Genomic DNA, 12,957 nt, shown 5'->3' with positions numbered 1-12,957 from the left:
CAGGCGCCTGACCAGGCACAATCGCGGGAGAGATCATGGCAACCTTGCAGTGGGACCACGCAGTACAGTTTGTGAATCAGCCGGAAGCGGCCATTCAGACCTTTGCCGACCAGCAGCTGCGGGCGGTGGCCGGAGGGCGTCATCCGGGGTGGGGAACCCGCAATGCGCTGAGCTATTTTGGCCTGACCTATATCGAATTCCTCGCCATTTCCGACCCGGACGAACTGCGCGCCGCGACGGACAGGTTCCTGCTTTCGCGGGATGCCGAGCGGTTGCTGCCGGAGAACGAAGCGCTGTTTCGGGTAGCGCTGCGCAGCGACGACATCGAGGCCACTCATGACCAGTTGCGTCGCAAGGGGTTGGCGGTGTCACCGATTGTCGATGGTCAGCGCAACGATCCGCAGGGCAATGTCATCCGCTGGCGGATCTTCACCATCGATGGCGACACTGACGGGCTGGTCTATCCATTTGTGCTGCAGTGGGGAGAAGACGATACCACCCGGCTGGCGCGGCTGCGTTCCCAGGAGCTGGACGTGCCGCATCCGCTGGGCGACATTGCGCTTGAGCAGGCGGTGTTCGAGGTGGTCAATCCGCAGGCGGTGCGCGATCGCTGGCAGGCGCTGCTGGGCTTCCCGCCCCAGGGGGAGCAGGGACTGGACGTGGGCGGCCAGTGGTTTACTTTCCGCGAAGGACCCGCCAACCAGCTGACCGAACTGGTGTTTCGCGTCGCCAACCCGGCGCTTAAGGGACAGCGCTTTCGCGTCGGCAACGGCGTGTATCGCTTTACATAAAAGCTGAATCTAGCGTGCCGTGGCGCGCAGGGCCCCCGGCGGCTGGCCGGTGATGCGTTTGAAGGCCCGGCTGAAGGCCGCCAGCGATTGATACCCGAGGCTGAAGGCGACCGTTTCCAGCGCCTGGCCTTCGTGGGTAATGTACTGCACCGCCAGCCGCATACGCAGCTCGGTCAGATAGCGGGCGGGGGTGGTGTCTGTCGCGGCGAGAAAACGTTCCGCGAACAGCGAGCGTGAAAGCCCCGCCTCCCGCGCCAGATCTTCCACTTTCCAGTTGACCCCCGGGCGCTGATGCATGGCATAGATCGCTTTTGCCAGCCGGGGATCGCGCAGGACCTGTACCCAACCGGTGGCGTTGCCACATCCGCACTCTACCCAGCCACGGACAATCAGCGCGGCCACCACGTCCGCCAGCCGGGCGAGGATCCCGGCATAGCCTACCTGGCGGGTGAGGGATTCCCGCTCCATTGCCACCAGCAGCGGCTGGATCTCCGGCCAGGTGTTTAGCAGGCTGCTGACCCGCATCACCTCGGGCATGGCCTTTACCAGCGGCTGCATGCCGCCGAGCTCAAAGTCCATACAACCGCTGAAAATGACGGCGCGCTCCGGGCAGTCCGGGCGGCCGCCGGCGTTGATACAGCTCACTGTGCTGCACACCGTTTCGCTGGGTAGCTGGGCCACATTGACCACCGTGGCCTGCGGATCCGAGAGCAGGGCGTGCCCGTCGCCGTTGGGAATAAACAGCGCATCGCCGCTCTCGAGGGTGAACTGTTCTCCACTGGCCATGCGCAGCAGCACCGGCCCGCGGCTGATGAAATGGAACTGGGCTTTGCCCGCCACGGCGCTAAAGCCGACACCGAACGGGCGTGCGGTTTCGATGCGCCGGTAGTTAACGCCGGAGAGGCGCATACCGCGTAACAGTTCGCTGGTCAGGTCGATAGTAGGCTGGCTCATGGTAATTCCGGACGAATAATCAATAACTGAAGAGTATGCATCATATATCGTCCGAAGGTAAGTCCCTAAGATGACCAGGATGTTAATAAAACTGGAGAGTTGTATATGAGTTCCTGCATAGCTGCTGACGCGAGCCTGTCTCCCGCCAAACCTGCCTGGCGCGCCGTCTATGCCCTGGCCCTCGGGGTGTTCGGCCTGATCGTGGCCGAGTTTCTGCCCGCCAGCCTGTTAACGCCGATGGCCAGCAGCCTCGGCGTCAGTGAAGGGATGGCCGGACAGGCGGTCACCGCGACGGCGCTGGTGGCGTTAGTCACCGGCCTGCTGATCGCCACCGCCACCCGCAATATCGATCGCCGCTGGGTGCTGATGTTCTTTTCCGTGCTGCAAATAGTCTCCAGCCTGATGGTCGCTTTTGCCGATTCGCTGGCGTTTCTTCTGCTGGGTCGTCTGCTGCTGGGGGTCGCCATCGGCGGCTTCTGGGCGATGTCCACTGCCACGGCGATGCGTCTGGTGCCGGCGGCCCATGTGCCGAAGGCGCTGGCGATCATCTTTTCCGCGGTGTCTGTCGCTACGGTGGTAGCCGCGCCGCTCGGCAGCTATCTTGGCGAGCTGATCGGCTGGCGCAACGTATTTATTCTCTGTGCGATACCCAGCCTGCTGGCGCTGCTCTGGCAACTGTGGGTGCTGCCCTCCATGCGTCCGGAGAACGTCGGGACCTTCTCCACGCTGTTCAGGGTGCTGCGCCGTCCCGGTATGCTGGGCGGCATGCTGGCGACAATCCTGATTTTTAGCGGCCATTTCGCCTTCTTTACCTACCTGCGGCCGTTCCTTGAGACCGTTGCGCAGGCCAGTGTCGAAGGGGTCTCGCTGATATTGCTCGGCTTCGGTATCGCTAACTTTATCGGCACCTCGGTGGCGAGCTATCTGCTGAGCCGTAGCCTGCGCCTGACCCTGGCGCTGGTGCCGTTGATGATGAGCGTTCTGGCGCTGCTGATGGTGACGTTTGGCCATCTGACCATGCTGGACGGGCTGCTGGTCGCCCTGTGGGGATTTGCCTTCGGTCTGGTGCCGGTGGCTTGGTCCACCTGGCTTGCCACCACCGTGCCGGATGAAGCAGAAAGCGCGGGCGGTCTGCTGGTCGCCTCTATTCAGCTGGCCATCAGCGCCGGGGCCGCCGGCGGCGGGGCGGTGTTTGATTTGCACGGCGCCAGCGGCGTCTTCACCGGCAGCGGTCTGCTGCTGTTGAGCGCGATGGTGATTGTTTTCGCCGCCGTGCGGGTGAAACCGGTCGCCAGCGCTGACCAGCCGGAGACGGGCCGCTTATCCCGCGAGATCGATAACTAAATTGGCCGACAGGCTGCGGGAGCAGCACAGCGCAATATGCTGCTCTGCGGCCTGTTTTTCCGCCTCCGACTGCACGGTATCCCGGTGGTCGACAATTCCCTCCCGCACCGGCGTCAGGCAGGCGCCGCAGATCCCCATCTCGCAGGAGAGCGGCACCGCGACGCCATGCTCCTGTAGCACCTGGGCGATGGTTTTGTCCCCCGGGACCGGCCAGCGTTCCCCGGTGGAGGCGAGGGTGATGGTGAAGGTTCCGTCCGCCGCCGACGCTGCCGTCGGGGCGGGCGGCTGGAACGCTTCGCTGTGCAATTGCGCCTCCTCCCATCCGGCCGCCCGCGCGGTATCGCGAACCCGGGCCATAAATCCGGGCGGACCGCAGAAGTAGACCCGGGTGTCGGCGTCCGGAGCCCCCAGATCCTGCGCCAGCCGCTGGCGCGGACTCTGCCCCTCGTCTGAGCAGTGGATCTGGCAGATTCCACCGGTTAGCTGGCGGGCGATCTCGGTGGCGAAGGCGGCCTCCTGCGCACGGCTAACGTAATAGTGCAGCGTAAAGCTGGCGCCGGACGCCGCCCGGGCGTGGGCCATCGCCAGCAGTGGCGTAATGCCGATCCCGGCGGCGAGAAGCACCACATGGCCGCCCTCGTGCAGCGGAAAGTGGTTGCGCGGGGCAGAGATCATCAGCGGTTGTCCCGGGCGCAGGGTGTCGTGGACATAGCCTGAGCCACCGCGGGACTGCGCCTCGCGGGCGATGCAGAGCAGATAGTGATCCCGTTCGGCCGGGCTGCCGGTCAGGGAGTACTGGCGGATCAGCCCGCAGGGAAGATGGAGATCGATATGGGCGCCGGGCGTCCACGCCGGCAGCGGTTGCCCCTCGGCGCTCACCAGACGAACGGCCAGATTTTTCGCGCCCTGACGCCACAGGCCATCGACCACCACGGGGAATATGTCGCGCATATGACCTCCACTCATACCAGAAAGAAATCGCCAAAACCCATCTTCTTCAGCCCGCGCCGGTAGGCGATGGAGCTGCGGTCTGCCGGAATATGCGCCTCAAGGGTGAGATCCAGCGGCAGCCGCTCCGGACGCTGGGTCTCTACCATCAGGCGGTCCTCTTCGAACACCCGCAGGTTGAAGGCATGTACGTCTTCCACCGGCACGTGCAGGTCGAAATTGCGGGCAATAGGGGCAAACATCCGCGTCACCCGTGACGATACCGGCGAGGCGGCGTTCATGATCACCAGCCTGGCGTCGGCGGGAAAATGGATGGTCAGCGTAGCGGTGAACGGCAGATGCATTTCAAAGTGACGCAGCCACAGGAACCCTTCCGGCGCGCGGAAATCGGAGCTGGCCGGGTAATTGCCCACCGAGCTCCAGTAGTCGGCAACAAAGCCGAACGGCGTCTCCTGCGGGGTGTAGTCCGGCACCTGCTGGTTGTCCGGATCGGCGAAGGTGTTGGTGTGGATCCACGCGAAGTGGGCGACATCGAGAAAGCCTTCGACCTGGCGGCCAGCAAACCCCTTCACCTCGAAGGCCGGGCAGTTGATTTGCTGAAATCCCGCGTCGTCCCAGTGCGGCATGGTCGGTAACGGCGGCGGATTGTCCGGATCGCAGGCCAGGCAGGTCCAGATCAGCCCGTAGCGCTCCTCCACGGCGAAGCTGGTGAGATGCAGTTTGGCCGGAATGGGTTGCCCCGGGCTGGAGGGGATACGGTTGCAGCGGCCATCCTCGCCAAAGCGCAGGCCATGATAGGGGCAGACGATGCCTTCCTCTTCATGAAACCCCAGGGTCAGCGGCACCCCGCGGTGCGGGCAGACGTCGCGGGCGACCACCACCTGGCCTTTAATACGGTAGATGACCAGCTGTTCGTCCAGCAGGGTGGCTTTCACCGGGGCGCCGGTAATATCGCAGGCGCGGGCCACCGGGTGCCAGCAGCGGGCCAGCCGCAGCCAGTCCTCTGGATCAAAGGTGCAATGGGCGGGGGGCGTGGGGGTGATTGTCTTCATGATTTCTCTTCCTGCTCACATCGGTGATTGTTTTATTGTTGTGAGATTATTGTTGTCATATTAGGGTGTTCACATCCATCACCATTAATTCACTCAGCTGTTGCAAAAAAGAGTACAGGGGTGCCATGAGTCCATTTTCCCGTTTCGCGCACTATTTTATCGCCGTGGCCCGCTGCGGCAGCTTGCGCCGGGCCGCCGAGCAGCTGCATATCTCCGCCTCGGCGATTAACCGCCAGATCCTGCAGGCCGAGGAGGCCTTCGGCACCCCGCTGTTCGAGCGCCTGCCGGAGGGACTGCGGATGACCACCGCCGGTGAACTGCTGTATGACAATCTGCTGCGCTGGCAGAAGGAATTTCGTCAAACCCGGCAGAAATTTGATGAGCTGCAGGGGATGAAGCGCGGGAGCGTCAGCGTTGGGATGGTGCAGGCGCTGGCGGAAGGGGGCTTCGCCGCCGCGCTGGCGGAGATCATCGCCAGCTGGCCGTGGCTGGAACTGGATCTGCAGGTCGCCGACAGCCACACCGTCAGCCAGAAAGTGCGTCAGGCGGACCTGGACGTCGGCCTGATCCTCGATCCGCAGGGGCAGGCCGGACTCAGCGTACTGGCCTTTGCCGAACTGGAGGTGGGGATTGTGATGCGCCCGGACCACCCCCTGGCGGGGGCGAAAGCACTGTCATTGGGCGAGCTCAGCCTGGAGCGGCATATCGTGCCCGGCGCGCCGCTGATCGTCCATGAGCGGGTGGCGCTCCTCTATCGCCACCATGACTTTGCGCCGGAGAATACCATCAGCTGCAATGATATCCGGCTCATCAAGTCGCTGGTGCTGCGCGGCAGCGGCGTGACGCTCCTCAGCCTGCTCGACGTGCTGGACGAGGTCCAGCGCGGACAGCTGGCCTTTATCCCGCTGCGCAGTACGCTGCTGCGACCGCTGACCCTGGCGCTGTGCACCGCACCCTCGCGTCAGCTTTCGCGGCCCGCGCAAATGGCCATTCAGACGCTGAGTGCGGTGATTGAATCCATGGCGACGGTCAGCCCAGCGGCCCGCTGAGGATGGTGTCGCACATGCCGTTGATAATGCGCTCCCCGGTCTCCTCGCGCAGCTCCTGGTACCAGGCTTCGGTGAGCTGCATATCCTTCCCGTGGGTAATATCGCAGCGCTTGCGCGCCTTCAGCACCAGGTCACGAACCCGGTCGCAGCGCTGGGCTTCATACTCGCGCAGGGCGGCCGCAATATCGTGGGTCTGGCGGAAAACGGCGCCCAGCACCACCGCATCTTCCATCGCCGCGCAGCCCCCCTGGCCAATATCCGGGGTGGTACTGTGTCCGGCGTCGCCCAGTAGCGCGACGCGGCCGCGCACCAGGCGGCTGAACGGCTCGATATCATGGATTTCAATACGGTTGGTGGTCTGCGGATCGAGGGTGGCGATAAGCTGCTGCACCGGCGACGCCCAACCGGCAAAGTAGCGGCTGAGGTCGGCGCGCAGCGTGTCGCGATCCTCCGCCAGCCCTGCCGGTAGCGGCACATCAAAGAAAAAGTAAAACCGGCCGTCGGAGACCGGCATCAACGAGACGCGCTTGCCTTCGCCGACAAAGGTGGTCCACTGATCGCCGGGCGCCAGCGCTTCATCTATCTCCACCAGACCGTTCCAGTTGACGTAGCCGGCGTAGCGGCGCTGCGGGGTAAAGCCCAGCACCCACGGACGCAGTGCGGAATGGCTGCCGTCGGCGGCAATCAGCAGATCGCCGCTGGCGCTGCTGCCATCGGTAAACCACACCGTCACGCCGTCGGCATCTTCCTCACAGCGGGTGACGCGTTTGCCGAACTGCACGCTTTCCCGTCCCCAGAAATCCAGCATTTCCCGCTGCAGCTCTGCCCGGGAGACCGGGCAGGGGCGGCTGCCGGTGCGTTCGATCAGCGGGGCGAGACTGAACTGGGTCATGTTCTCGCCGCTGCGGAAATCACGATACGCCATCCGGCGCAGCGGCCCGCCGAAGGTCTCCATGATGTCGCCCATGCCGAGGTGGGCCATGCACTTCACGCCGTTGGGCCACACGGAAATCGCCGCGCCGACCGGTTTGATCTCTTTCACCGCTTCATAGACGTCGCAGTCGATCCCCGACTGTTTGAGCGCCACTGCCGCACTTAAGCCGCCGATGCCGGCGCCAATCACGATTGCTTTCATTTTTTTCTCCTTCTCCCGATGTTGTGACTGACTACAGCAATTTGCGTACCAGTTCGCCGGAGGGAGGAAAACCGCCTGCCAGAGGCACAGAGACAGGTCATGACGCACCGCATCGGTGCAATGTGACATATTGGTTGCCTTTTTATGAATCAAAAGTTTCTCAATGTCGCATTGAGAATCTATCGTTTCATCGCTCTGGTTCAGCATCGGTGGGGAGGTATAGGTAAATAGAGTAATTTAAGTTAATGATTTTGCAGAATTAATGAAATTTTCTGGTCGTTTTTGTCGTCTCTGGCCTGCTTTGTGCACTAGCCCATGCACTTCTCTTTGCTATGGGATTACACCATGTCTGACGAACATCACAGTGGCCTGCTTTACGGCCTTGAACAGCGGATCCCACCGCTTCCGGCCTTTTTCAGCGCTCTCCAGCATGTGCTGGCGGGCCTGGTGGGGATCATCACGCCGCCGCTGATCATCGGCGCTACCCTCGGGCTTGGCGACTGGCTGCCGTATCTCATCAGTATGTCGCTGCTGGCCTCGGGCATTGGCACCTTTCTGCAGTCCAGTCGGGTATGGGGCGTTGGCGCCGGGATGATCTGCATGCAGGGCACCAGCTTCGCCTTCCTCGGCGTGACGGTGGCCGGAGGGATGTGGGTAAAAGCGCAGGGCGGCGGGCCGCAGGATATGATGGCGATGCTGTTTGGCGTTAACTTTGTCGCCGCTCTGGTGCCGGTGATTGTCAGCCGCTTTATCGAACCGCTGAAGAAAATCTTTACTCCCATCATTACCGGCAGCGTGATTGCGCTGATCGGCATCAGCCTGATCAAGGTCAGCGTCATCAACTGGTGCGGTGGGGAAAAGGCCGAGGATTTCGCCAGCATGAGCAATATCGCGCTCGGAGCGGGCACCCTCGGGGTTATCGTCCTGCTGAGCTGCGCCAAAAACCGCTGGCTGCGGCTCTCCTCGGTGGTGGTGGGCATTGCCGTGGGCTGCGTCGCGGCAGGGCTGAGCGGTCAGTTCCATCTCCATAGCCTGGGCGACACTCTGTTTCGCCTGCCGACGCTGTTTCCGTTCGGCTTTCAGTTTAACAGCGCGATATTTCTGCCGGTCGCCCTGGTGTCGCTGGTCTGTATTCTGGAGGCGGTTGGCGATCTGACGGCCAACTCGCTGATTTCGCAACAGTCTATTGACGATCACGCTTTTCGTAACCGGCTGAAGGGCGGTATCCTGGCGGACGGCGTCAGCTGTATGGTGGCCGCCATGCTCTGTGCTTTTCCCAACACCACCTTCGCGCAGAACAACGGCGTGATCCAGATGACCGGGGTGGCCAGCCGCTATGTCGGACGCTACATTGGCGTGATTCTGATCCTGCTTGGACTGTTTCCCCCGGTAGGCGAACTGCTGCGGCAGATCCCGGCGCCGGTGCTGGGGGGCGCCACGATGGTGATGTTTGGCTGTGTAGTGGCGGCCGGGATCCGGATTATTACCCAGACCCCGCTGAGTCGTCGCGATGTGCTGATTGTGGGGCTGGCATTTGGTGCTGGCCTTGGCGTCGAGTCGGTGCCGGCGTTTCTCAGCCATTTTCCGCCGATGGTCGGCGATCTGTTCGGTTCGGCGGCCACCAGCGGTGGGCTGGTAGCGATAGCGCTGAACCTTATTCTGCCGCAGGAGCAGGCGGCGACGAAAACGATAAGGAGTCAGGATGATCGCGCTGAGTCAGTTTAACGGCCTGAGTATAGATGAGGCAGTGGGGCTGCTGGCCCCCTGCGTGGCGATCCCGGCCTGGGGCGAGACGCTGGTGAGCTTGCGACCTTTCGCCAGCCGCCAGGCGCTACTGCAGACCGCCCGTGAGGCGATGGATTACTGGGGAGAGGACGAGCTGAACGCGGCGCTCAGCGCCCATCCGCGAATCGGTGAAAAGCCGACCGGCAGCCAGGCGCACGCGGCGCTGTCGCGCCAGGAACAGTCGGCGGTGGACAGCGAGAATGAGCGGCTCGCGCAGGCCCTGCAGGAGGGCAATGCCCGCTACGAGGCCCGTTTTGGCCGGGTGTTTTTAATCCGCGCCAAAGGGCGCAGCGGCGAAGCGATTTTACAGGCGCTGACGCGCCGGCTGCAGCATACCGCCGACGAAGAAGTGGCTGAGGCGCTTGCCCAGCTGCGAGAGATTACGATGTTAAGACTGGAAGGAGTGATTGGCGAATGAGTACCCTGAGCACCCATATTCTGGATATTTCCACCGGCAGGCCGGCGGAAGGCGTGACGGTTAGCCTGAGCCGGGAGGGCGAGACGCTGGTGCACCTGGTGACCAACGCCCAGGGACGTATCGCCACCTTTAGCGCCGCACCGCTGCCGGCGGGGAGCTATTGCTTAACGGCGGAAACCGGGGCGTGGTTTACCCGCGCCGGGCGCGAGAGCGTCTTTACCCGGGCGCAGATTGATTTTGTCATCGGCGAGGCGGCAGATGACCATTTCCATCTGCCGTTTCTCATCGCCCCGGGCGGGTGGTCGACCTACCGCGGTAGCTAAATCCGGCTGCCTGTTGCCGGGCGGCGCTGCGCTTGCCCGGCCTACATGACCCGTAGGCCCGGTAAGGCGTAGCCGCAACCGGGCATCTACAGGTTTCTTCGGCCACCATCCTTCCTGTTTTATCCCCACGCAAGGATAATTATCCTTTTATCCCTACTAGGGGATAACCTTGACATTATCCCCTGTCGGGTATAAAACCAGACTTATCCCGATAGGGGGATAAATGATAGTGAGGAACAAGGCGATGACTTCCCCGCAGATATACAGTCCCGTGCAGCTGGCCAATTATCTGAAGCTGCTGCGCCAGCAGAACCACTGGACCCAGGATGCGCTGGCCAGGCGGATCGGTATTAAGCAGGCGACGCTGTCCAATTTTGAAAATCACCCCGACAAAACCACCTTAACCACGCTGTTTAAGATCCTCCAGTCGCTAGGGGTGGTGATGACGCTGAACGCCAAAGCCACAGAGACGGCGCCGGCTCCCGATAACAATACGGACCTTGACTGGTAATGGCGACGCTTACCACCTGGATGAACAATGTGCGCGTGGGAATCTTAACCCGCCAGGCTAACGGGGCGCACAGTTTTCGCTACGACGAAGAGTGGCTGCGCAGCCCGCGTGCCAGACCGCTCTCCCTCTCGCTGCCGCTGCAGTATGGCAATATCACCGCCGACGCGGTGTATCACTATTTTGATAATCTGCTGCCCGACAGCCCGCAGGTTCGCGATCGGATTGTCAGGCGCTATCAGGCGCGCTCGAAGCAGCCGTTCGATCTGCTGGCCGAAGTGGGAAGGGATAGCGTAGGGGCAGTGACCCTGCTACCGCCGGGGGAAGAGGCGCACCTCGAGGGGTTGCGCTGGCAGACGCTGGACGAGGCGCAGCTCACCGCTTTGCTGACCGCCTACCAGTCGGATATTCCTCTCGGGATGATTACCGGCCAGGATGATTTCCGTATCTCGGTGGCCGGCGCCCAGGAGAAAACGGCGCTGTTGCGGATGGGCGAGCACTGGTGTATTCCGCAGGGCACCACGCCAACCACGCATATTATTAAACTGCCCATTGGCGAGATAAAGCAGCCTAATGCGACGCTGGATCTGCGTGAAAGCGTGGATAACGAGTTTCTGTGCCTGGCGCTGGCCAGGGAACTGGGCCTGGCGGTGCCGGAGGCAGAGATTATCACCACGCCGCGGATCCGCGCGCTGGCGGTGACCCGCTTTGACCGGCGCTGGGCGCAGGAGGGACGGGTACTGCTGCGTCTGCCACAGGAGGATCTGTGTCAGGCCTTTGGCATACCGTCGTCGATGAAATATGAATCTGACGGCGGGCCGGGTATTGCGGCAATCATGGCCTTTCTGCTGGGCTCCAGTGAAGCCCTGAAAGACCGCGATGCTTTTATGAAATTCATGGTCTTTCAGTGGCTGGTTGGGGCAACGGACGGGCATGCGAAGAACTTCTCGCTCTTTTTGCTGCCCGGCGGCAGCTACCGGCTAACGCCGTTCTACGACATCATTTCGGCGTTTCCGGTGCTGGGCGGCACGGGACTGCATCTGCGCGATCTGAAGCTGTCGATGGGGCTCAATGCCACAAAAGGGCGGAAAACGGAGATTAACGCTATCTATCCGCGACATTTTCTGGCAACCGCCAAAACGGTGAACTTTCCCCGGGAGCAGATGCTGGCGATCCTTCATGAGTTTGCCGAGCGCGTGCCGCAGGCTATCGAAAGCGCTCGCCGGACGCTGCCGGCGGACTTTTCCGCCCACGTCTGGCGGGCCATTACGGAAAATATGCTGAAACTGCACGCCCTCCTGCAGCAAGGGCTGCAGGCGTTATAGCGAAGCCGGCTGGCGGTTAGCTCTGCGGCTGCCCCCAGCGGCTGCGCAGATAGTTGACCGCCTGTCGGGTTTGCGGCTGATTGAGGTTATTTTCGCGGAACAGGATCGTGCCCTGGATCTGCGGTAGAGTTTCATTGAGGTCGAGCTGCTTTTTCAGCTCCGGCACGCCGCCATCCACCGTCCAGTCAGGCTCATTTTTGGACGGCTCACCCACTTTGTACAGCGCCACGCCGATATACAGCCGGGTATGCGTCGGCTTAACCACCTCGGCCCACCAGTTGGCCAGCACATCATAGCGCGCGGCATCGCGGGCAAACGGCCAGTAGATCTGCGGCGCGATGTAGTCGAGCAGTCCCTGCTGCACCCAGCTGCGGGTATCGGCATAGGACTCATCATACGCGGCCGCGCCACGGGTATCCGACCCCGCCGGATCGTGCGAGCGGTTGCGCCACACCCCGGCCGGGCTCACGCCAAACTCGACGTTCGGATTGAGCTTTTTGATGGTAGTGGAAACCTGGGCTATGAGCTGCTGGGTGTTATGCCGGCGCCAGTCGCCCTTCGAGGCGTAACCCTGCCCGTAACGGCGGAAGGTTTCATTGTCGTTAAGCGGTGAAGAGGCGGTTTCGGTGTAGAAATAGTCGTCGAACTGCACGCCGTCAATCGGGTAGTTCTGCACCACTTCAGCGACGATGCTGGTGATCCAATCCCGTGCTTCGGGAATGCCTGGATCGAGGACAAAGCGATCGCTGGCGGTGCGGATCCAGTTACGGTGCAGGACGAACACGCTGGCCGGCACCTGCGTGAGGGTGTTATTCAGCTCGGCAATGGTCGACGGTTTGGTGTTGACCGAGACACGATAGGGGTTAAACCATGCGTGGACCTTCATACCGCGCTTGTGCGCTTCATCCAGCATAAACTGCAGCGGATCGTAGCCGGGGTATTCGCCGATTTTGCCGGTCAGCATATCGGACCACGGCAGAATATCTGACCGCCAGAGCGCCGTGCCGTCGGGTTTCACCTGGAAAAAGACGGTGTTGATACCCAGGCGCTGCAGGTTATCGAGTTTGGCGATCAGCGCCAGCTTCTGCTGCGTGATGCGGCTTTCCGGCGTGCTGGCGATAATCGACCCGACCGGCGGCCAGTCAAGGCGCGACACGGTGGTGAGCCACACGCCGCGTACCGGCTCCCGGTGCGTCTGGCTGGCTTTGACGGCGGTAGTGTTCGGCGCCGTGACAAGGGATTTAGGGGCCTTACTGGTGCAGCTGAACAGCATGCCCGCGGCAATGACGGCCGCACCGGCCAGCGCCACTTTGCTGGCTAAGGGG

At 62.3% G+C, this 12,957-nt stretch carries 13 protein-coding genes; 8 read left to right on the top strand and 5 right to left on the bottom strand.

Going from position 1 to position 12,957, the window contains the following annotated elements; genetic code table 11:
• The first annotated feature begins 35 nt into the window (after positions 1-35).
• Positions 36-791, top strand: coding sequence for a VOC family protein (locus CWM57_RS03170; protein ID WP_100630386.1), 756 nt, complete (start codon positions 36-38; stop codon positions 789-791).
• Positions 792-800: 9 nt separating this feature from the next.
• On the opposite strand, the gene CWM57_RS03165 is transcribed toward CWM57_RS03170, so the two are convergent.
• Positions 801-1,745, bottom strand: coding sequence for an AraC family transcriptional regulator (locus tag CWM57_RS03165; protein ID WP_100630388.1), 945 nt, complete (start codon positions 1,743-1,745; stop codon positions 801-803).
• Between the two features lie 105 nt (positions 1,746-1,850).
• On the opposite strand from CWM57_RS03165, the gene CWM57_RS03160 reads away from it, so the two are divergent.
• Positions 1,851-3,089 carry an MFS transporter gene (locus CWM57_RS03160; protein ID WP_100675605.1) on the top strand — a complete coding sequence of 413 codons (1,239 nt, stop codon included), beginning with the start codon at positions 1,851-1,853 and terminating at the stop codon, positions 3,087-3,089.
• On the opposite strand, the gene hpxE is transcribed toward CWM57_RS03160, so the two are convergent.
• Entirely contained in the window at positions 3,066-4,040 is a 975-nt protein-coding gene (hpxE, locus tag CWM57_RS03155; RefSeq protein WP_100675604.1) for a molybdenum cofactor-independent xanthine hydroxylase subunit HpxE, read from the bottom strand. The genes CWM57_RS03160 and hpxE overlap by 24 nt on opposite strands.
• 11 nt (positions 4,041-4,051) lie before the next feature.
• Positions 4,052-5,089 (bottom strand): molybdenum cofactor-independent xanthine hydroxylase subunit HpxD, encoded by a 1,038-nt coding sequence (gene hpxD, locus CWM57_RS03150; RefSeq protein ID WP_100675603.1) that lies wholly within the window; start codon positions 5,087-5,089, stop codon positions 4,052-4,054.
• Between the two features lie 125 nt (positions 5,090-5,214).
• Between hpxD and hpxR the strand changes: the two genes are divergently transcribed.
• Positions 5,215-6,138 carry a LysR family hpxDE operon transcriptional regulator HpxR gene (hpxR, locus tag CWM57_RS03145; protein WP_008804925.1) on the top strand — a complete coding sequence of 308 codons (924 nt, stop codon included), beginning with the start codon at positions 5,215-5,217 and terminating at the stop codon, positions 6,136-6,138.
• Here hpxR and hpxO read toward each other — a convergent pair.
• Entirely contained in the window at positions 6,119-7,273 is a 1,155-nt protein-coding gene (hpxO, locus tag CWM57_RS03140; protein WP_061154625.1) for an FAD-dependent urate hydroxylase HpxO, read from the bottom strand. The genes hpxR and hpxO overlap by 20 nt on opposite strands.
• 345 nt (positions 7,274-7,618) lie before the next feature.
• On the opposite strand from hpxO, the gene CWM57_RS03135 reads away from it, so the two are divergent.
• From CWM57_RS03135 to CWM57_RS03115, 5 genes are all read left to right on the top strand, one after another.
• Complete coding sequence (locus CWM57_RS03135) at positions 7,619-8,998, top strand: nucleobase:cation symporter-2 family protein (RefSeq protein WP_074385883.1); 1,380 nt, start codon at positions 7,619-7,621, stop codon at positions 8,996-8,998.
• Positions 8,976-9,476: a 2-oxo-4-hydroxy-4-carboxy-5-ureidoimidazoline decarboxylase gene (gene uraD / locus CWM57_RS03130; RefSeq protein WP_074385882.1), complete on the top strand. Its 501-nt coding sequence runs from the start codon at positions 8,976-8,978 to the stop codon at positions 9,474-9,476. The genes CWM57_RS03135 and uraD overlap by 23 nt, the downstream gene beginning before the upstream one ends.
• Complete coding sequence (gene uraH, locus CWM57_RS03125; RefSeq protein WP_074385881.1) at positions 9,473-9,799, top strand: hydroxyisourate hydrolase; 327 nt, start codon at positions 9,473-9,475, stop codon at positions 9,797-9,799. The genes uraD and uraH overlap by 4 nt, the downstream gene beginning before the upstream one ends.
• Before the next feature lie 244 nt (positions 9,800-10,043).
• The gene (gene hipB / locus CWM57_RS03120; protein WP_038422544.1) at positions 10,044-10,310 is read left to right on the top strand and encodes a type II toxin-antitoxin system antitoxin HipB; all 267 of its coding nucleotides are present in this window, start codon (positions 10,044-10,046) and stop codon (positions 10,308-10,310) included.
• Positions 10,310-11,632, top strand: a complete 1,323-nt coding sequence (locus CWM57_RS03115; RefSeq protein WP_100675602.1) for a type II toxin-antitoxin system HipA family toxin — start codon at positions 10,310-10,312, stop codon at positions 11,630-11,632. Before hipB ends, CWM57_RS03115 begins: the two co-directional genes overlap by 1 nt.
• Before the next feature lie 16 nt (positions 11,633-11,648).
• On the opposite strand, the gene CWM57_RS03110 is transcribed toward CWM57_RS03115, so the two are convergent.
• Positions 11,649-12,941, bottom strand: coding sequence for a glycoside hydrolase family 10 protein (locus CWM57_RS03110; RefSeq protein ID WP_061154620.1), 1,293 nt, complete (start codon positions 12,939-12,941; stop codon positions 11,649-11,651).
• Between the last annotated feature and the right edge of the window lie 16 nt (positions 12,942-12,957).

The sequence above is a fragment of the Klebsiella sp. G-Nf4 genome (genome assembly GCF_002810615.1).
Taxonomy (GTDB): Bacteria; Pseudomonadota; Gammaproteobacteria; order Enterobacterales; family Enterobacteriaceae; genus Klebsiella; species Klebsiella variicola.
This window is presented reverse-complemented; position numbering and strand designations above follow the sequence as displayed.